At 64.2% G+C, this 19,627-nt stretch carries 21 protein-coding genes; 12 read left to right on the top strand and 9 right to left on the bottom strand.

The genetic code is table 11. The features are described from left to right. Window positions 1-813, top strand: an 813-nt coding sequence (locus RMN84_RS04635; RefSeq protein ID WP_309611030.1) for a nitronate monooxygenase family protein, incomplete at its 5' end; no start/stop codon positions are given. Here RMN84_RS04635 and RMN84_RS04640 read toward each other — a convergent pair. The 3 genes from RMN84_RS04640 to RMN84_RS04650 form a co-directional block, all read right to left on the bottom strand. Next, on the bottom strand, window positions 810-1,235 hold the full coding sequence (locus tag RMN84_RS04640) for a thioesterase family protein (RefSeq protein WP_309611031.1): 426 nt from the start codon (window positions 1,233-1,235) through the stop codon (window positions 810-812). The genes RMN84_RS04635 and RMN84_RS04640 overlap by 4 nt on opposite strands. A 13-nt stretch (window positions 1,236-1,248) precedes the next feature. After that, a complete protein-coding gene (locus RMN84_RS04645) occupies window positions 1,249-1,737 on the bottom strand; it encodes a DUF1465 family protein (RefSeq protein WP_309611032.1) in 489 nt (162 codons plus the stop codon). A 95-nt stretch (window positions 1,738-1,832) separates the two neighbouring features. Continuing rightward, window positions 1,833-2,030: a DUF465 domain-containing protein gene (locus RMN84_RS04650; RefSeq protein WP_309611033.1), complete on the bottom strand. Its 198-nt coding sequence runs from the start codon at window positions 2,028-2,030 to the stop codon at window positions 1,833-1,835. Between the two features lie 152 nt (window positions 2,031-2,182). On the opposite strand from RMN84_RS04650, the gene RMN84_RS04655 reads away from it, so the two are divergent. Further along, entirely contained in the window at window positions 2,183-2,338 is a 156-nt protein-coding gene (locus RMN84_RS04655; RefSeq protein ID WP_309611034.1) for a YdcH family protein, read from the top strand. A 55-nt stretch (window positions 2,339-2,393) separates the two neighbouring features. On the opposite strand, the gene dksA is transcribed toward RMN84_RS04655, so the two are convergent. Further along, a complete protein-coding gene (dksA, locus tag RMN84_RS04660; RefSeq protein ID WP_405051436.1) occupies window positions 2,394-2,858 on the bottom strand; it encodes an RNA polymerase-binding protein DksA in 465 nt (154 codons plus the stop codon). Window positions 2,859-3,115: 257 nt separating this feature from the next. Between dksA and surE the strand changes: the two genes are divergently transcribed. The 8 genes from surE (at window position 3,116) to RMN84_RS04700 (ending at window position 12,534) form a co-directional block, all read left to right on the top strand. Beyond that, entirely contained in the window at window positions 3,116-3,886 is a 771-nt protein-coding gene (surE, locus tag RMN84_RS04665) for a 5'/3'-nucleotidase SurE (RefSeq protein WP_309611057.1), read from the top strand. A gap of 16 nt (window positions 3,887-3,902) precedes the next feature. Then, window positions 3,903-5,636, top strand: a complete 1,734-nt coding sequence (locus tag RMN84_RS04670) for an ABC transporter ATP-binding protein (RefSeq protein WP_309611035.1) — start codon at window positions 3,903-3,905, stop codon at window positions 5,634-5,636. 72 nt (window positions 5,637-5,708) lie between these two features. Next, window positions 5,709-6,548, top strand: a complete 840-nt coding sequence (locus RMN84_RS04675) for a class I mannose-6-phosphate isomerase (protein ID WP_309611036.1) — start codon at window positions 5,709-5,711, stop codon at window positions 6,546-6,548. 53 nt (window positions 6,549-6,601) lie between these two features. Continuing rightward, on the top strand, window positions 6,602-7,702 hold the full coding sequence (locus RMN84_RS04680; RefSeq protein WP_309611037.1) for a glycosyltransferase: 1,101 nt from the start codon (window positions 6,602-6,604) through the stop codon (window positions 7,700-7,702). Beyond that, on the top strand, window positions 7,699-8,505 hold the full coding sequence (locus RMN84_RS04685; protein ID WP_309611038.1) for an FkbM family methyltransferase: 807 nt from the start codon (window positions 7,699-7,701) through the stop codon (window positions 8,503-8,505). The genes RMN84_RS04680 and RMN84_RS04685 overlap by 4 nt, the downstream gene beginning before the upstream one ends. Then, window positions 8,502-9,614 carry a glycosyltransferase gene (locus RMN84_RS04690; RefSeq protein WP_309611039.1) on the top strand — a complete coding sequence of 371 codons (1,113 nt, stop codon included), beginning with the start codon at window positions 8,502-8,504 and terminating at the stop codon, window positions 9,612-9,614. The genes RMN84_RS04685 and RMN84_RS04690 overlap by 4 nt, the downstream gene beginning before the upstream one ends. Beyond that, window positions 9,599-10,741 carry a glycosyltransferase family 1 protein gene (locus RMN84_RS04695; RefSeq protein WP_309611040.1) on the top strand — a complete coding sequence of 381 codons (1,143 nt, stop codon included), beginning with the start codon at window positions 9,599-9,601 and terminating at the stop codon, window positions 10,739-10,741. The genes RMN84_RS04690 and RMN84_RS04695 overlap by 16 nt, the downstream gene beginning before the upstream one ends. Further along, window positions 10,738-12,534 (top strand): ABC transporter ATP-binding protein, encoded by a 1,797-nt coding sequence (locus RMN84_RS04700; protein ID WP_309611041.1) that lies wholly within the window; start codon window positions 10,738-10,740, stop codon window positions 12,532-12,534. Before RMN84_RS04695 ends, RMN84_RS04700 begins: the two co-directional genes overlap by 4 nt. Here RMN84_RS04700 and RMN84_RS04705 read toward each other — a convergent pair. Genes RMN84_RS04705 through RMN84_RS04720 form a run of 4 tightly spaced genes read right to left on the bottom strand, consistent with a single transcriptional unit; the run spans window position 12,531 to window position 15,787 of the window. Beyond that, window positions 12,531-13,613, bottom strand: coding sequence for a glycosyltransferase (locus tag RMN84_RS04705; protein ID WP_309611042.1), 1,083 nt, complete (start codon window positions 13,611-13,613; stop codon window positions 12,531-12,533). The two genes, RMN84_RS04700 and RMN84_RS04705, sit on opposite strands and share 4 nt — an antisense overlap. After that, window positions 13,603-14,373 carry a DUF2334 domain-containing protein gene (locus RMN84_RS04710; protein ID WP_309611043.1) on the bottom strand — a complete coding sequence of 257 codons (771 nt, stop codon included), beginning with the start codon at window positions 14,371-14,373 and terminating at the stop codon, window positions 13,603-13,605. Before RMN84_RS04710 ends, RMN84_RS04705 begins: the two co-directional genes overlap by 11 nt. After that, the gene (locus RMN84_RS04715; RefSeq protein ID WP_309611044.1) at window positions 14,370-14,957 is read right to left on the bottom strand and encodes a class I SAM-dependent methyltransferase; all 588 of its coding nucleotides are present in this window, start codon (window positions 14,955-14,957) and stop codon (window positions 14,370-14,372) included. Before RMN84_RS04715 ends, RMN84_RS04710 begins: the two co-directional genes overlap by 4 nt. Window positions 14,958-14,995: 38 nt before the next feature. Next, on the bottom strand, window positions 14,996-15,787 hold the full coding sequence (locus RMN84_RS04720; RefSeq protein WP_309611045.1) for an FkbM family methyltransferase: 792 nt from the start codon (window positions 15,785-15,787) through the stop codon (window positions 14,996-14,998). A 191-nt stretch (window positions 15,788-15,978) separates the two neighbouring features. On the opposite strand from RMN84_RS04720, the gene asnB reads away from it, so the two are divergent. Further along, window positions 15,979-17,958, top strand: coding sequence for an asparagine synthase (glutamine-hydrolyzing) (asnB, locus tag RMN84_RS04725; RefSeq protein ID WP_309611046.1), 1,980 nt, complete (start codon window positions 15,979-15,981; stop codon window positions 17,956-17,958). Here asnB and RMN84_RS04730 read toward each other — a convergent pair. Then, a complete protein-coding gene (locus tag RMN84_RS04730) occupies window positions 17,943-18,986 on the bottom strand; it encodes an EpsG family protein (protein ID WP_309611047.1) in 1,044 nt (347 codons plus the stop codon). The genes asnB and RMN84_RS04730 overlap by 16 nt on opposite strands. Window positions 18,987-19,136: 150 nt before the next feature. On the opposite strand from RMN84_RS04730, the gene RMN84_RS04735 reads away from it, so the two are divergent. Then, on the top strand, window positions 19,137-19,439 hold the full coding sequence (locus RMN84_RS04735; RefSeq protein WP_309611048.1) for a PqqD family protein: 303 nt from the start codon (window positions 19,137-19,139) through the stop codon (window positions 19,437-19,439). Window positions 19,440-19,627 lie beyond the last annotated feature (188 nt).

A 19,627-nucleotide genomic window follows, 5' to 3' on the forward strand; every position in this document is an offset into this window, starting at 1 on the left:
CAGAGCCTGGTCGACGAGTGGCTGCATGAAATCACCGAGGCACTGGCCGCGCATGACCGCGACCATCCCGACGCCCCCGCCGCGCCCTATGCAGTCAACCAGATTGTCCACCGCTCCAACGACCGGTTGGAGCAGGACATCGCGACCTGCGCCAAGTGGAAGGTGCCGATCACCATCACCTCGCTCGGCGCGCGGAAGGAGCTCAACGATGCGGTCCACGCTTGGGGCGGGATTAGCTTCCACGACATCATCGACGACCGTTTCGCGCGCAAGGCAATCGAGAAGGGTGCCGACGGACTGATCGCGGTTGCCGCGGGTGCGGGCGGGCATGCCGGCGGCTGGTCGCCGTTCGCACTGGTCCAGGAAATCCGCAAATGGTTCGATGGTCCGCTGGCACTGTCGGGCGCGATCGCCAGCGGCCGCTCAGTCCTGGCGGCGCAGACGATGGGCGCCGATTTCGCTTATATCGGCTCAGCCTTCATTGCCACGCCGGAAGCGCGCGCCGAGGATAATTACAAACAGGGCATCGTCGACGGCAGCGCAGGCGACATCGTCAACTCGTCGTTGTTCACCGGCATCAACGGCAATTATCTGCGCGCGTCGATTGTCGCCGCCGGGCTCGATCCCGACAATTTGCCGAGCGCCGGGCCTGAAGCAATGAACTTCGAATCGTCGAGCGGCGCCAAGGCGTGGCGCGACATCTGGGGGTCGGGGCAAGGCATTGGCGTGATCGACAAGGTCGTGCCGGTGGCGGAACTGGTCGATCGCTTGGCGCGCGAATATACCGAGGCGAAGGCGCTGCTGGCGGCCTAAGCGAGACCACGCAGAGCCGATCGCCAGCGATCGGGAATCGGCACCGGCCGATGCTCCGCCCGGCTGACCAGCACATGGGTGAAGCGACCTTGCGCCGCCGGGGCGTCCATGCCCCCGCCGAACACGCCCAGGCGATAGGTCACGCTCGACGTCCCCAGCCGCTCGACCGCCAGCCCGATATCGGCCGTGCCTGGGAAGGTCAGCGGCGCGAAATAGTCGCACGACGTCGCCACGACCAGACCGATCGGGTCACCGGCGGCAATATCGAGCAGGCCGGCGTCGACCAGCCATTCGTTCACGCAGCTGTCTAACCATTGATAATAGACGGTATTGTTGACGTGCCCATAAGCGTCATTGTCGGCCCAGCGGAGCGTAACCCGGGACCAGGCGCGATAGGCGTCGCGCCCCCGCCGCTCGATCAACGCGGTGATGGGATCAAGAATGGCGGATCCACATCAGGTCGCGCTCCAGCCGGCCCATCAGTGCCCGAGCCGGGCTTGGCATCGGTTCGGAGATCGCCTGGCCTTCGTCGAGCCGTTTGACCCGGGCATAAAGCTCGGCGCTCGCGCCGATCAGCCGCTGAGCCAGTTCCGGCAGCAAGGCGAGTAGCGCCTCGTCACTGTCGTTGGCATGGCCCAGTCGTCGTTCGGGGCGCCGCCCGTCCTTACGCTGCAACTCGCCGCTCTCGACGGCGCGCTGGGTCAGTAGCCAGGCGACGATGTGCATGATCCGCGTCGTGACCTTCAATGATTCGCAGGCGAAGCCGACCCGCGCGAAGGGCTCCATCAGCAAGCGGTCGTCGCGGCCCGCCTCGTCGAAATAGGCGCGCGCTTCGTCGGCCAGAAGCATCGCCTCGGTATAGAGCGAGTCGATCAGCCGCGGCGTGATCCGGCTTTCGCTGGCGGAGGCGCTTGATTCGTTCATCGACTGCAATGTGACATGAGTTTGCGCCCAGACAAACGCTTACCCGCAGCGTTTAACCATAAAAAGGCGCGTTTTGTCCCGACGCGGGACGTTAGTCAGGCGAGAATGTCGGGGACAAGCTGGTCTTCGAGCACGTGAATCTGGTCCTTAAGGCCGAGCTTGCGCTTCTTCATCCGCGCCAGTTCCAGCGGGTCGCAATTGCCGGCATTGCGCATCGCGTCGATATCGGCGTCGAGACGGCGATGCTCCGCTTTGAGGAAGGCCAGCAACTCGGCGGGATCATCGTCGTTCATTGACCGCCACCATAGCGGCGCGCGATCGGCCCGTCACCTCAACGATGAATCGGTCGGCGAGGCAGATGGATGGAGTCAATATGGCGAGACAACCCCGCAAAATCATGGTCTACTGCTGGTCGTCAAACGCTCAACCGAAAGGATCGAGACCGATGGACAAGGCCTATGCCGCAGCACTTACTTCCAAACATGCCACTCTTCAGGCGCGCATCGACGCCGAAGAACATCGTCCCCGCCCGGACGAGATTGTCCTGGCCCAGCTCAAGAAAGCGAAGCTGAAGGTCAAGGACGTGATCCTCGGCAACTAGGCCCGACCCCATCTTCCACAAATAGGCGCCGCGGCGCGCTAGCCGTCGCGCCGCCTTAGTTGTCGCGACTGACGCGTTCGATCCGCTCGTGCTTCTCCTGAGCTTCGAGCGTCATCGTCGCGATCGGCCGCGCTTCGAGGCGGGCGAGGCTGATCGGCTCGCCGCTCACTTCGCAATAGCCATATTCGCCATCAAAGAGACGGCGAACGGCGCCATCGATCTTGGCGATCAGTTTGCGTTGCCGGTCGCGAGTGCGAAGCTCGATCGACCAGTCGGTCTCGCTCGATGCGCGATCGGCGAGGTCGGGCTCGCGCAGCGAGTCGACCTGGAGCTGTGCCATGGTGGCGCGGGACTCGTCGACGATCGCCTCCTTCCACGCCCGCAATTTGCGGAGGAAATATGCGCGTTGCTCCATGTTCATAAATTCTTCGTCGTCGGACGGTCGATAGCCGTCGCGCAGTACGAGCGTATCGAAACGCTCAGGTTCCGAACCGTAGAGGTCAACCAGTGCGGTCGCCATGTCACCCTCCCACGCAACACCCACCGCCGAAAGGCCGGATGGCCGACCGAGCCGGAGGCGATTTTGCTGGCTTTCCCGCACGTTACGCAGGTTCGGCCGGCATTCCCCGATCGCGCCTATAGTTAAGCCCGCAACCGTTAACAAGCGCTGACTGTCCACAGCTGCCCCTGTGACCGATATTCGCAACCAATGTTGCTCTTTTGACGCAGCGTGGCCGGGGAGTTGCGTAGCGCATGCAGCATCGTCATAGCCGGGCGATGCGCATCCTCCTGACCAACGACGACGGCATCGCGGCCAAGGGACTCAGCCTGCTCGAGGACGTCGCGCGCACCCTGTCCGACGATGTGTGGGTCGTTGCTCCTGCCGACGAGCAGTCCGGCGCGGGCCACTCGCTAACGCTAAGTCGGCCGCTTCGCGTTCGCAAGGCCGGGGATCGCCGCTTCGCCGTCACCGGCACGCCGACCGACGCGGTGATGATGGCGCTTGGCAAGCTGATGAAGGACGGGCCGCCCGACATTATCCTGTCCGGCATCAACCGCGGCGCGAACCTGGCAGAGGATGTGACCTATTCGGGCACCGTCTCGGCCGCGATGGAAGGCGCGCTGGCCGGCATTCCGGCGATCGCGCTCAGCCAAGACTATTCGCGCCAGGGCATGGGCGAGACCGTGCCGTTCGACGCCGCCCGCAGCTGGGCAGCGCGCGTGCTTGCGCCATTGCTGGCCGCCCCGATGGCCCCCGGGACGCTGGTCAACGTCAACTTTCCGGCCCTTCCGAGTGATGAGGTCAAGGGCGTTCGGGTCTGCCGTCAAGGCATGCGCGACTATGGGCGGGCGGAATTGATCGAGCGGCGCGACCCGCGAGGCTTCCCCTACTACTGGTTCTCGCTGGGACCGGCTGTGCAGACAGCGGGCCATCAAACCGATCTTGAAGCCATCGGCGACGGGTTTGTCAGCGTCACCCCGCTCCACCTCGATCTGACTCACGACCCGTCTCTGGCAGAGTTGCGGAGCCGGTTCTCCGGTGCCTGATCGAGCGATGACAAACGTGCGGACGGATCTCGCCGTTCTCGCACGCTCCCTTTCGCCATCGACCCACCGCCACACCGCCCTGTTGATCCTGCTGATGCTCGGGGGAGGCGCGAGCGAGCTATTGTCAATCGGAGCGGTGGTCCCGTTCATCGCCCTGCTGGCCGGCGCTCCAGTCCCGGACCGCCTCGTCGGCGTGGTCGCGCTGCTGCCTGCGGACAGCGCGGACCGGTTGCCGTTGCTCGTCCTGCTGTTCGTCGCGGCGGTCGTTGTGGCAGCAGTGATCCGCCTGTGGCTCCAGTCGGCAACACAGCATATCGTGCTTGCCGCTGGGCACGAGCTCACCGTCGAAATCCAGTGGCTGACGCTGCTTCAGCCCTACGCCTACCATGTTCGCCAGCATTCGGCGGCCCTGATCGCGTCACTCGATAAGGTTCAGGCGGTCACGTTCCAGTTGCTCCTGCCCTTGGTGCAACTCATTGCCGCTCTCTTCATCGCACTCTGCATCTTGGGCGCGCTGATCGCGGTCGATCCGCGTGCGGCGGCCGCCATCGGATCGGCGATCATTACCGCCTACACGGTCGCGGCACTGCTGGTTCGCGGCCGGCTCGCCCAGGCTTCGGACGAGCTCTCGGCGGCTTATGATGAGCGCATCCGGCTCGTCCAGGACAGCGTCGGCGCGGTGCGCGACATCATTCTCGATTCGTCGCAGCCCGCTTATCTCGCCACGTTCCGGGCAGTCGACGCGCGCTTTGCCCAGGCGCGGGCGCGGCTGGTCATCGCCGGCACCGCGCCGCGCTTCATCGTCGAGGCGATCGCGATGATCGCCCTCGCCGCCCTCGCAACCTTCCTTGCTGGTCGGCCCGGCGGCCTGGTCCCCGCCCTCCCCGTGCTCGCCGCGCTGGCGCTCGGCGGACAACGGCTGTTGCCACTGGTCCACCAGCTGCATCGGGGCTGGGTCGTCATCGCCGGAAATCGCGCCGTCCTGCGCGATGTCGCCGACCTGCTGCGCCTGCCCGATCCAGTCGAGCACGCCGCACCACCCGAAGTCCTGCCCTTCCGCGACCGGATCGAAATCGACCGCGTGACCTTCACCTACGACGACGGCCTGCGCCCAGCGATCGACGGGGTCAGCCTCGCCATCCCGCGCGGCGCGACGGTCGCACTGATCGGGCGTACCGGCAGCGGCAAGAGCACCCTCGCCGATCTCGTCATGGGTCTGCTGACCACATCATCGGGCACGATCTGCGTCGATGGCGTGCCGATCAACACCGCCAATTGCCGGGCATGGCAGCGCAACATCGCCCACGTCCCGCAGTCGATCTTCCTTACCGACAGCAGCATCGCCGCAAATATCACTTTGGCTTCTCGGGGTGTGCCGATCGACGACGCGCGCCTGTCCGCCGCTGTCGCTGATGCCCAGCTGGCCGAATTCATCGCGTCGCTGCCACTCGGACTGGAGACGAGGATCGGCGAGCGCGGTCTCCGCCTGTCCGGTGGCCAGCGCCAGCGTCTCGGCCTTGCCCGGGCATTTTACAAGGGAGCGGCGCTGCTGGTCGTCGACGAGGGCACCAATGCGCTCGACGACGAGACCGAAGCTGGAGTCCTCGCCGTGCTGGCGAAACGGCAGCGCCAGGGATGCACGATCCTAATCATTGCCCACCGCGCGTCGACCATCAGCGGCACTAGCCACTGTATCCGGCTCGACCATGGGCGGATCATGGCGGCGACTTTGCAGGAGGCGGAGAAATAACGCATCCTCCTTAACATACGCGCGTTCAGTGCACGTGATCGGTCGATTGCTTATCCGAAAGGTCTTGCGCCCGTGAGTTTCACGCAATTGTCACCGCGGCCAGTCGAGAAGCTCTGGGGCCGCCGCGCCCTGCCGCCGCCGTTCGAGTCCGTTCCCGATGACGCCGAACCAGTCGGCGAGATCCATTTCGAGAGCGCTTCGCTCGACCATCCCGAACTGCTGGTCAAATATCTCTTCACGTCGCAGGATCTTTCGATCCAGGTTCATCCCGACAATGCCGCCGCGCAACGGGCCGGCCTGCCCCACGGCAAGGACGAAGCGTGGTACATCCTCGACGCGGATGAAGGCGCGTCGATCGCGCTCGGCCTCAAACATCCGGCGACAATCGATCAGCTGCGCCAGGCCTCGCTCGACGGCAGCGTGGTCGACCTGATGGACTGGCGACCGGTCCACAAAGGGGACATCCTCTACGCCCCCGCCGGGACGGTCCACGCCATCGGCGCCGGCATATCGGTGGTCGAAGTCCAGCAGAATCTCGACCTGACCTACCGGCTCTACGACTATGGTCGCGACCGCCCGCTCCAGCTCGAGGAATCACTGGCGGTAGCGCGGTCGGAACCCGCCGCCCCGAACCCGATATCAGTTGCGATCGACTCCCGCCGGACATTGCTATGCGCCGGCCCCAATTTGACGTTCGAGCGCTGGACGGGGCCCGCGACCCTGCCGCTCCGGCTGGCGGACGGCGACGCGGTCTGGGTCATTGCGCTGGACGAAGGCGTTTCCGTCGAGGGCGAGCCGCTCAGTGCAGGTTCTGTCGTAGTCGTCCAGTCCCGAACTTCCGTGAGCCTGGCAGAGGGCGCGACGGCACTGATCACTTACCCCAGCCGGATACCCCTAACCATCGCCGCCTGACGGTCCGTCGATCTTCGTGGCAGCCGGACCTTCGAACGGCTAGGCGCGGGACGATGAGACGCCTCCTCTACGTCACCCCGCCCCTGCATGCACCCGGCCGCGGCGGGCGGGAGATGCTCGCTAATCTTCACTGGCAATGCCTGCTCGATCTGCTCGGAAAGCACGCAGCGATGCATGTCCTGAACCCGGCCCCGATCAGTGGACTGGTTAGCACGATTGCGGGATTGCACGGGGAGATCGACGGCGCGACGATGGCAGCTGGACAGACGCTGATCGAGCGGCTCGAGCGGGAAGGAATCGCAAGACTTTTTCTCAATGGCTCCAATCTCGGCCATCTGGCCAAAATGGTAAAGCAAGCGCTTCCGATGGTCGAAGTGCTGACTTTCTTTCATAATGTCGAAACGCGTTTCTTCTTGGGAGCGCTGCGCCAGCGCCCCACGCCGCGCGCCCTCGCCATACTCGCCGCCAACCGTGCAGCGGAGCGCAAGGCGGTGCGGTTCAGCAACCGGTTGATCATGCTCAATGCGCGCGACGCCGCGGATGTGCGGCGGTTGCACGGGCGCGCGGGTACCGACCTGCTGCCGATGGCGCTGGGCGAACCGCGCGCGGCTATTGCGGGTCCGCCTCCTGAGGAGAGTGATTATCTCCTGTTCGTCGGCGGCGGCTTTTACGCCAACAAGGCCGGCGTCCGCTGGTTTGTTCGAGAAGTCATGCCGAACATCAGCCTGTCGTTGTGCATCGTCGGCCGCGGCCTTGAACCGCTTCGGGCCGAATATGATGGCAATCCTAGGGTGCGGGTGATCGGCGCGGTCGACGACCTCGTTCCCTGGTATCGCCATGCCATCGCCGTCATCGCGCCGATCTTCGACGGATCGGGCATGAAAACCAAGGTCGCCGAGGCGCTGATGCACGGCAAGGCGATCGTCGGGACGCGCGAAGCATTCGAAGGCTATGAGGAAGCGTCGGGTGTGCTGGGACCCTGGTGCGAGGACCGCGACGGTTTCATCCGTGCACTCCACGCCATCGAGGCCACCCCACCACTGCCATTTGATCCTGCCCGGCGCGCGCTCTATGACAGTCGTTATTCTGCTGACGCTGCTCGGAGGCGTCTTGCGTCGATCCTTGCCGTAAACACTCCGGGGGCCAAAAGTTGAACCGTTCCGCCAAGACCGCTGCGCGCGATCTGATTCCGCCCCACTATCAGGTGCCGATCAAATATTGGTATGGACGGCTGCGCGGTCAGATCGAGCCGGAAATGGCGCTGCTGCCGTGGATCGTCGGCCCAGGGTCGCACGTCGCCGACGTCGGCGGCAATCGCGGCCTGTATGCACATATCCTCCACCGCTTGGGCGCAACGGTTGAAGTCTTTGAGCCCAATCCGGCCTGTGCTCGACTGCTCGACGGCTGGGCGGCCGGCAAGCCCCGCATCGCGGTCCATCCGGTCGCATTGTCGGTCGGACCAGGCACGGCCTTGCTCCATGTCCCGGTCGACGCGCGCGGAGTCGAGCATGATTCCTCGGCGTCGGTCGAGGCCACCGGCGACGGCGAGCATCGCGACATTGAGGTCGCGCTTCGGCCACTCGACAGCTTCAAGTTTTTGGATCTCGACTTCATCAAGATCGACGTCGAAGGGCATGAGGCGAGCGTTATCGCCGGTGGCGCCAAGTCGATCGCGGCTTCGCGCCCCGCCATCCTCGTCGAGATTGAGCAGCGCCATCATCCCGACCGGTCGATAGGGTCGATTTTCGACGCTATGACAGCCGACGATTATCGGGGATTCTTCCTGCGCGGGGGGCGGCTCGAACCCCTCGTTCACTTTTCGGCCGAACGCGATCAGTCGCTCGCGGCATTCGAGCGCGGTGCCGGGCGTTACGTCAACAATTTCCTGTTCCTGCGCGGGGCGCGGGTCGACGCCGGGGATTATCGCCAACTCGCCGATCGATGGATGACCGCATGAGGATCTGCGTGGTGACACCGCGCTTCGCCATCTCGGGCGTCCCCCTTGCCCAGCACCGCTTCGCCCGCGCGCTTGCGGCTGCGGGGCATCAGGTCGATCTGGTCATCGGCCGGGTCGATGCGCACCTCGCGGTCCCGCCATCGCCCGGCGTCACCCTGGTGGCGCTGAATGTGCCGCAAGTGCGCCACATGGCGGTGCCCCTGTGGCGCTACATCCGTAAGGCCAAGCCCGAAATCATCTTTTCCGCCGAAGACCACCTCAACACGCTCGTCACTTTCGTCGCCGTCGCCGCACGCTCGCGAGCGCGGATCAGCGGATCGTCGCGTGTCACGCCGTTCGACACCTATTCCGACCGCTGGTTGACCAAGCGCTGGTGGCTCAAGCATCTGTCGCGGCTCAGCTTCCGTCGGGCAAACGTGCTCAGTTGCGTGTCGCATGACATGGTCGACCAGTATCGCACCGTCTTCGGCCCCAATGCGCCCCACGTCGCCATTTACAATATTGTCGACGACGCCGCGTCTCGGGCTTCCATGGCGGAACCAGCCGATGAACCATGGCTGGTCGACAAGCGCGGGCCGGTGATCGTCGCTGCGGGAAGCCTCGTGCCTTGGAAAGGCTTTGGCGATCTCATCGAGGCGATGGCGTCGGTCCGCGCCGATGCCCGCTTGATCATCTTTGGCGAGGGTCCGCTGCGCGGTGAACTGGAGGCCCGGATCGCGCGGCTCGAGCTTGGTGAACGGGTACGGCTGCCCGGCTTCACCGACAATGTCATGAAGTCGTTCGCACGGGCCGACGTCTTCGTGTTGTCGTCACTGGTCGAGGGCATGCCCAATGTGCTGGTCCAGGCGATGATGGCCGGGTGCACGCCGGTCTCGACCGATTGCCCGACCGGTCCGCGCGAAGTGCTTGACGACGGGCGCTTCGGCACGCTCGTCCCGGTCCGCGACGTTAAGGCGCTCGCCGCCGGTATCGAGCAGGCAATCGCTGCCCCCATCGCCGGCGACCTGCTGGCCGAGGCGGTCCTGCCGTTTGAGGAAACGACCGTCATCAAGCGCCACTTCGTTCTGCTCGACCTCGTTTCCGGGACGCCGACGTGCGCGTCGGCCTGAACGCGACCTGCTTCAACGATCGCCCATCGGGTGCACGCCAGCGGTTCGTCGGGCTCTACTCCGCGTTGATCCGGCAATGCGCCGACATCCGCTTCACCATCTATGAGCCATCCGATTGTGCCGTGGCGCGCTGGTTTGACGGTGCGCCGAATGTCACGGCGATCCGCACGCCGATGCCGAGCGGTTCGCGGTTGCGGCGCAGCGTTGGCGGCATCAACTATTGGCGCAAACGCCTGAGCGAAGACCGCATCGACCTGTTCGAAACGTTCAACCTCCCCCTACCCGCGACCGGCAATTGCCCAGTCATCGTGACCATCCACGATATTCGTTCGATGCTGCCTGACCAGCGTTGGCCGCAACGGGGACTGGCCCGCGCGATCCATCGCCAAGCCCTGCGCCGAGCGAGCGCGGTCCTGACTGTGTCCGAGACAATGCGCCAAGACTTGCTCGCCATTGACCCGGAATCACGGGTGATTGCCATCCCCAATGGCTTAAAGGCGGACGCTTTCGCAGCGCAGGCGGGTGACGACGAGCGTGTCCGCAGGCTGTGCCTCCCTGACGACTATCTCCTCGCGGTCGGCCATTTCGAGCCGCGCAAGAATTACCGGCGGCTGGTCGAAGCGGTCGGGCGATTACGCACGACGCACCCCGAGCGATCGCTGGTGATCGTCGGCAATGATGGCGGCAGCCTGTCCGACCTGCGCACGGCCGTCGGCGAACTTGGAATGGCGGATGCAGTCCAGCTTCGCCAAAATGTCGCCGATGACGAATTGCGGCTGATTTATCGGAATGCCCGGCTGGTGCTGTTCCCTTCGACCTACGAGGGCTTCGGTATTCCCGTGCTTGAAGCGATGGCCGCCGGCCGACCGCTCGTCGTGTCCGATCTTCCGGTCTTCCGTGAGCTTATCGGTCCACGCGGAGCTTATTTTCCACCGCAGGATGTCACCAATATGGCGGACGCCGTTGCCGCGGTGCTGGCTTCGCCGGAACGGCAGCGCCAATTGGTCGACGATGGCCGCCAGCGCGTGCGCGACTTCACCTTTGATCGTCTCGCCTCCGAGGTAGAAGCCGTCTATCGGGAAGTGCTGACGCAACGACGCGCCTCGACGAACTGGGGAAGAAGTTGAGCAACGCCCATATTCTGAACCCGGGCGCCGCTTTCCTGCCCAGCCTGCGCCGCATCATCGCGACGGCTAGCGCGCCGCGGCGGCTCCAGCTCATCCTGACCTTGCTGCTGACGGCAGCCGGGACGGTTGCTGAGCTGGTGACGATAGGCGCGGTGCTGCCCTTACTGGCCTTTGCGGCGGCACCCGATACGGTCGGCTCGCTGCCGGTGATTGGGAACGTGCTAATCGCGCTTGGAGCGGCGCTGAACGTCGACCCGATCGTCGCGGCCGCGCTGTTATTGGTGGTCGCCGCGCTCGCCGCAACGCTGGTGCGACTGGCATTGTCCTGGGTCAGCCAGCACTTCATCTATGGTCTGCAGCAGGACCTGGTGATGACCATCTATGGCCGCGCGCTGCGCCAGCCGTACAGCTGGTATGTGCGCCAGAACAGCAGCGTGCTGGTGGCGGGCCTCGACAAGATCTATCTCGTCGCGGTCGGAGTCGTCTCGCCCTTGCTGCTTGCAGTGACCTCGGCGGTAATGGCGCTGTGCATCACCATCTTCTTGTTCCTGATCGACCCTGCAATGGCGCTGATAGCGGCGACGACGATCGGCGTGATCTACCTCCTTATCAGTTTCTATTCGCGAACGACCATACGCAACGCCTCCGAGCGCCTTGCCAGTACGCGCACCGCACGGATCAAGGCGATGCAGGAGACGCTTGGCGGGATCCGTGACATCATCCTCGATCAGTCGCAGCCGGTGTTCGAAACCCGGCTGGCGGCAATCGAGAATGATCAGCGCCGCCACTTGATCATTACCAATTTCCTGGCGCTGGCCCCGCGTCTGATCGTCGAGGGCGGCGCGATCATCCTGCTCGCCGTCATCGCCGCATGGTCTAGCCGCCAGCCCGGCGGCGTGATCGACGCGGTGCCCAAGCTCGGCGCGCTTGCGTTGGGAGCGCAGCGGCTGCTGCCGATGATCCAGTCGGTCTATCTCGGCTGGGCCGGTTATTCGATGAATGCTCACCATCTCGCCGACGTGCTCGCCCTTCTGGATGCACCCGTTGAAACAAGTGACCGGCTGGAATCTGGCCGAGTCGTCGTTCCCTTCACGCAAACCATTGAGCTGCGCGGTGTCGGCTTCGGCTATGGCGGCGAACGGGCCGCGCTGGCGGACATCGACCTCACCATTGCCCGCGGCGAGCGCATCGGACTGATCGGCAAGACCGGCAGCGGCAAGAGCACGCTAGTGGATATCGTGATGGGACTACTTCCTCCAACAAAAGGCGCACTGATCGTCGACGGCGTGATGATCGGCGACCCGAACCTGGCAAATTGGAAAGCGCAGATCGCGCACGTTCCCCAGGCGATCTTCCTGGTCGACGATAGCATCGCGGCGAATATCGCGTTCGGCACCTCGGACGGCGAGTTCGACCAGGCCCGGATCCTGGATGCGGCGCGCAAGGCCGGGCTGGACGATTTCGTCGCGGTGTTACCCGCTGGCTTGGAAACAAGGGTCGGCGAGCGCGGTATTCGCCTGTCCGGCGGACAACGCCAGCGCATCGGCATCGCCCGCGCCCTCTACAAGCGCGCCAGCCTGCTGGTGCTCGACGAAGCGACTAGTGCACTCGACGACCAGACCGAGGCGGACGTGATGCAGTCGGTCGGCCAGCTCGACGCGGATCTGACGATCATCCTCATCGCCCACCGCCTGTCGACCGTCGCCCGCTGCGACCGCGTCTATCGGCTCGAGGGCGGACGGATCGTCGCGCAGGGAGCGGTCGACGATGTCGTGGGCGCCGGCGTCGGCTAGGGGCTGTTCCCGGCCGGAGCAAGAAACTGCCGCGCAATCGTGGCAGGAAAGAAGCGATCGGCGCCGGCCATTTGTAACCTGCGTTCGCGCGGGGCGGCAAGCGCTGATTCGATCGCCATGGCAAGCGATTGAGGGTCCGCCATCGGCACGATCGTGCCATACCGCCCGCCGTCAAGAATTTCGCGAACCCCGTCGCCGCAATCGGTGCTGACGACGTCGAGACCACAGTGCAACGCTTCGACGATAACCGTCGGCAGGCCTTCCCGGTCCGACGAAACCACGAGCAGTTGGCAACTCGCGAGCAACGGATAGGGATCGGCTTGGAACCCGGCGAAGCGGATCTGCCCGCTGATCCCCATTCTGGCCGCCTGGGCCTCCAGCGCTGGGCGCAAGGGTCCATCGCCAATGAACAGAATTTCCAATTCATCACTAGGTTCAACGAACGCGATGGCATCAAGTAGCAATTGCGGGTTCTTGGGCGCGGCCAAACGACCGATCCAGGCGATCCGCTCGTCTCCGGCGGATGGATCAACCCGCATGGCGCGAGGCGGAGCAGGGATCGCGTTGTAAACGACCCGCAACCGCCCGCTCAGCCCAACCGTGATTCGTTTGACGTCTTTCAAGACCCCTCGGGAAACACACACGACTTTCTCGGCCGCGCGATAGAGGATACTCGCGCTTACCGCATAGAGCAGGGTCGGGCTGTTGGAGCTGAGCGACGGCGGCGAATGTTCCCACAGGATCAGCCGGGTTGCGCGATGCCGGCGAATGGCGAGACAGGCGCACAGGTTGAGCTTCCAGAAATTCGAAACGAGAATATCGATTGGGTTCGCCGTCATCCACGCCGAAAGGAGCGCGGGAAGCTTGCGCGTCCGGTCGCAGCGTAGGTCGACCACCGCGAAATCCCGCGCCGCGAGGTCCAGCAATTCGCCTTCGTGGCTCGTCAGCAGGATTGTCACGTCCCAACCCGCTTCCTTCAGCGCCCCAGCGAGATTGAGGGCAACCCGCTCCGCCCCGCCAATCTTCAGACTGGGCAGAAGGATGGCGATTCGGCCAGCGGCGGGGGGGTCAGCGGCCAAGGCGCTGCTTGAGCCAGAGCTTCCCGCGCCCGACGCGGTGACGTTGCCAGAAGCGGAACGCTTCGATGCGGTCGGAAACAGACCGGGGGCGCGTGTGCAGTACCAGTCTGTCAACCGACGTGATCCGGCTCGCAAAGGCACCGCGCAATTGTGCCTCGAGCCGATCATATTCGGCATCGCCCATCGTGCTTGGGTGGAGACAGACCGTCCACAGGCCGCCCGACTTCTTCGTCAGCGACCACAATGCCTGCGGGAGCCAGTGAACCCCGTCTTCGAAATACGGGTTGCGCGCGATGCCGTCACTCACCGTCCTTATATTCGTCTCCCGCAACAGCGCCTCGACCGTCACCTTGTCGAACGAATGCGCCGGCGCCACCCACAGGCTCGGCGACACGCCATGGTGTTGCATCACCGCCAGGCCCTGACGGATTTTCCCGGCCTGTTCGGCGAGCGACAGGCCGACGAACTCCGACCGGTCGTGAAACGGTAGATATTGGGGTGTCGTGAGCGCGACGGGGTGCATGATATGCTGATAGCCGTGAAGCGCGATCGTCCAGCCCTTCTCTTGCCACCCCCAGGCCCGCGCCCAGAAATCATCGAGCGGTTCGCCATGATTTAGCTCGGGATCGCGATTATCGGGCACGATGGCGACGATCGGCCTGATCGCGAGTTCGTCGAACAACCGCTCGATCCTCGACCACCGCCGATCATCCATGCCGGCGCAGGCATCGTCCAAACGGAGCAGGTAGCGGGCACTCATCGCACCACCTTGAACAACACGAAGTTTCGCAATTTTTCCCCGCAGTCGCTTGTCGCCACCGGCTCGGCACACCCTTCGAGAAAGGCATAATCGTGATAGTGGCGATAGGCGGATGGCGAGCTTGGGTCGATTATGTCGACCAACAGATAGTCGATGCGCGAATAGAGAGGCGCCAGCCATCGCCGCATTTGATCGGGCGGGAAATCGTGGGGCCAGTTGACCGCGATCAGCACGTCAATCTGGGGCTCGGTGACCTGTTCGAACCCGCCCTCGGCAAAGACGATCGATCGGGACCTGATCAGGCGTGCCGCGCGGATCACGCCGGGATCGACGTCGTAACCGAACCGCTTGGCGGCATTAATGCGCGCGAGAACAGCGCCCAGCCCGCAGCCGACCTCGACCACCACTTGCGGCGACACGCTGTTCACCAGATCCGCCACGCCGTGGCGGTAGGGCCGCGCGGAGGTCGGCGACTGGGCGTGCCACGGATGAAAGCCATAAATTGACCGCAGACCAGCCAGCGCCACTCGGTCGACCGCCACCCGCGCCGATTGCCTGAAACCGTCTCGACGCACGGCGCTCATCCGCGTTGCGATCGTGCTGCCTATTCGCCCGCGCGCGCTCACTGCAGCGGCGAGGCGACACTTAAAGCGAACCCCTCGAAATGAACGAAGTCGCGGTCCCGGGTCGATACGGCCTTGAGGAAGTTGCGGGTGACCAAGCGGCCCGGCAACATCCAGTCGTGGAGCTCGATCAGCAGGATCGGAAACCGATCGAGCCACTCGATATTCTCCGCGAACAAATCATCCTCGAACCCCTCGATATCGATCTTGATGAGAAAGGGCTCGGCGTCCGGAGCCTGCGCGAGAAGATCGGAGACGGTGACCATCTCGACCGCCCCATCGGCCCCGGGCTGGACCTGAAACCCGCAGTTACGACCCGTCGCCAGTAGATTGGCGCGGCCGCCACGGCTTGAAATCGCAGCCTCGACCAACTCCGCCTTCGCTGGCAAGTTCGCGCGGGCAATAGCGCAGTTGCCGGCGTCGGGCTCGACCGCGATGATGTGCGCTTGCGGATAGAGTTGATGGAAATATGCCGAAGCGAGCCCGATGTTTGCGCCAAGGTCCATTATCAGCGGCGTTCGGCCCGCCGCCACGCGCTCCTGATAGGCAACCTGCATCTGCGGCAGCCGGCCGCTGTTGGTCAGGTCGAAGCCTTCGTTCAGAAAGATGTGCTCGATCTGGATCCAGTCGTCGTCATCGCGGATGCGGAAGCGGAGCCACTTCTCGCTCCGCCGATCATACACTCGCTGAAGCTTGAAGAACGGCGGCGTCGGGCCGAAGAATCGCCGTCGCCCGAGAAGCCCCCGGGCAAGATAGATCAGCCAGATGACGCTCGTCTTCAACCAGGCCATTATGCTCTCTGTGAATTTTCGATCGAAGTCCGCCCCGGTCTGAATTACGCTTCAGCCAAACATCGACGTTCAATAGCAGCCCGTTACGGAACGCCAACCGGATAGTTACCACCGATCAACGATGGGCTGAATCGGCACCGCGCCGTCCAATTGGCTTGCCTGGCGACCCATGCTCTGCCCTAAGGCGGGCAATGTGCGGGGTAGCGGGGATCATTGGGAAAGGCGCCCGCTCGCCGGAGTTGCTCCGGACGATAGCGGCGTCGATCGCCCACCGCGGACCAGACGACGAAGGCGTATGGGCGGACGAGGAATTCGGCGTCGCGTTGGTCCACCGCCGGCTATCAATCGTCGACCTTTCGCCCATGGGTCATCAACCGATGGCATCGAACGACGGGCGGTTCATGATCGCCTTCAATGGCGAAATTTACAATCACCGCGCCATTCGCGCCGAACTCGAAACGCTCGGCCAGCGTGACTGGCGGGGGCATAGTGATACCGAGACACTCGTCGCGGCGATCGCAACCTGGGGTCTGCGCGCCACGCTCGCCCGTGCTGTCGGTATGTTCGCCATCGCCCTGTGGGACCGCCGCGAGCGACGCCTCAGCCTGGCGCGGGACCGGTTTGGCGAGAAGCCGCTTTATTACGGCTGGGTTGGCGGTGACTTCGCCTTCGCTTCCGAACTCAAGGCGATCCGCCGCCATCCGCGCTTCGCCAATCCGGTCGACCGCCGCGCGCTTCGCTTGTTCGCCGCCCGTTCGGTCATTCCCGCTCCGTTCTCGATTTACGAAGGTCTATTCAAGGTCCAACCGGGCTGCGTCCTGTCGGTCACGCCGGAGATCGTCCACCACCCCGCCATCGACCCGCCCACCACCGAAACTCGGGACGGCCCGCTACAGATCGAACGCTACTGGTCGGCGCGCGATGGCGTGTTGGCGGGCCTCGCCGATCCGTTTCGCAGCACAAGCGAAGCACTCGACGCGCTGGAGGAAGCTATCGTCCGATCGATCGAGGGTCAGGCGGTGGCCGACGTCCCGGTCGGCGCCTTCCTGTCCGGCGGAATCGACTCATCGACCGTCGTCGGCCTCTACCAGGCCCACGCCCCGGGCACGGTCAGGAGCTTCACCATCGGCTTCGAAGACCCGGCATACGACGAAGCACCAATCGCCCGCCAGGTCGCAACGCATTTCGGCACCTACCATCACGAACATCGAGTCAGCGTCGCCGACGCCCAGGCGGTCATTCCGCTCCTACCGACCATCTACGACGAACCCTTTGCCGACAGTTCGCAGATCCCGACCTTCCTGGTCAGCCGATTCGCTCGCGAGCGGGTCACGGTCGCCTTGTCCGGCGACGGCGGGGACGAACTGTTCGGTGGCTACAACCGCTATCTTGCGGCAGCGTGCTTGTGGGACCGTGCCGAGCCTCTGCCTCGCCCCGTTCGCGCGGCACTGGGCGGACTTGCGGCCAGCGTGCCGCCGAGCGCTTGGAATGCGCTAATCACCATGGCTCCAGGCGGTCGCCGCTCTAGCCACTATGGCGCGAGCATCCAGAAGCTGGCCCGCAGCGCCAGCGGAGCGGAAGACCTCGGCGATTTCTTTAACCGTTTCCTGGATCAATGGAGTGCCGAAGGATCGCCGGTACTGCCGTTCGGAGCCCCGCCGAGCGAGGCGTCATTCGACCTCTCCTTGCCCGACGTGACGCCCACCGCGACCCGCATGATGCTCGCCGACACAACCGCCTATTTGCCCGACGACATCTTGTGCAAGGTCGACCGCGCCGCGATGGCAGTCGGACTGGAAACGCGCGTCCCCTTCCTCGACCATCGTGTCGCCGCCGTCGCGGCGCGCATCCCCGTCGCGATGCAGATCCGCGGCGGCACCGGCAAGCGGATGCTCCGCCAACTGCTCGCGCGCCATGCCCCGCCAGCTCTGCTCGACCGTCCCAAGGCGGGTTTTGCAATCCCGGTCGGTGAGTGGATCAAGGGGCCGCTGCGCGATTGGGCAGAAGCGCTGATCGATCCGGCACGGCTGCGGCGCGAGGGCTGGTTTGACGCGGAGAAGGTCACACGCAGGTGGCACGCCCATATTTCGGGACGCACCGACGCCACCACCGCGCTTTGGACGATCCTGATGTTTCAAAGCTGGCTCGACGCGGATCAGGCCCACAGATAGTTTTTATAGGGCAGCCAATAGTTCGAATTATCGGCGAAGTTTAGCCACACAAACTCGATCGCGAGGGCATAGCTGACGACCAGTAGCCTCCCCGCCTGCCCCGCCAGCAAGACTCGCGGCACTCGTGACAGCACCGCCATTTGCAACGGCAACAGGTAAAGTGCGATCCGGTCGATGGCGGTGCTCGACGGCATCGCCACCAGTGCGACCAGCAGGATCAGCGCGGCGATCGAGAAATTTCGCCACAATTGGTCGCTCTCTTTGGTCAAAGAAAACGCCCGCCGACGCAACATGAAGAGTGCGGCCGGCACAATACTCATTGCGACTCGAATGGTGGCGCCTTGCGAAGTGTATCTCTGCGCCACATAGTTGTTCATCAGCTTCGACATCGAATCCTGAAGCAGGCTGTCATAAAGCAGCATCACTCCCGCCGCGATGACGAGCAGATTGACGACGGCATTGCGGCGACCGGTCAGCGCGACGAGCAGCAGGGCGACGACGGCAGTCTTGTGGAACAAGGCGGCGACCGCGACATAGACCGCGAAACGGAAAACCGAGGCGCCGCGCTGCACCGCTGCCAATCCCGCCATAATGATGCCGATCGCGACTGCCTGCCGCGTGTAGCCCATGCTGACGACGATCACGAGATAGGGAATGGCGATGAGCAGGGCGAGCCAGGGATCATCTTGCTCGCGCGCAAAGCGGACCAGCCCATACGTGAAGATCGTCGCGCACATCAGGTTCACGACCCAGAAAGGCCACTCCAGCTGCTGCACCGACCAGTCGAGCAGATGATAGGCGGGATCACCGAGCAGCATCATCTGGTCGAGATCGCGCAGGCCCGCCATGGCGAACATGCGCTGATAGGCGCCCCAGTCGCCGCCCACCTCGAACCTCAGGCCGATGGCGAGCACGAGCAGCACCGCCCCGAATGTGAAAAAATATGGCTCCGCCCCGAGGCCGGTACCGCTCCGGCGAAGCAGTGACCCGATGGCGAAGAAGGCGAACAACAACCAGTAGACCAGCACGCGGGTTCACCATCGGATCGTGGGGGCGTGCCTTGCATAGGTGTCCTTTGACGTTCCCGTCCAGCTTGGCGGTCATGAAGAACCAGGCAGAGACGCTTGCCGCGACGGCGGATCACCGCGATAACGGCAAGGTGGAACAAGGGCAGGACGATGAGCGCAACGATAGTCTATCACCGCGCCAGGCCACTGATGGAGGCCGAACTGGGCGATGAGCTGGTCACGCTCGATGTCGACGCCGGCCATTGCTATGGCTTTAACGCAGTCGCAACCTCGGTCTGGCGATTGCTCGAACAGCCGTGCAGCGCGGCTACGATCCAGCGCGCGCTGATGGAGGAATATGACGTCGCGCCTGACCAGTGCGGGCAGGAATTGGGCGCGCTCATTGCGGACCTTACCGCGCGCGGGCTGATCCGTGCCGAGGCAACGCTTGTTCCCGACGGTCCGACCGTCTAGATTGGCTGTCGAACGAAACGCAAGCGTGATTGCGATTGCGCATCGCGGAAGCAGGAGTGCCAAATGATCAAGAAGACATGGCGCAAGCCCGAAGTGCGGTCGATCGTCGCCGGCTCGGCAGAGGCCGGGAACAAGGTCGGCGACGACGCTAACGTCAATACCACCAAGTCCTAAAGCCTTCTCCCATT

This window comes from Sphingomonas sp., assembly GCF_031380695.1.
GTDB lineage: Bacteria > Pseudomonadota > Alphaproteobacteria > Sphingomonadales > Sphingomonadaceae > Sphingomicrobium.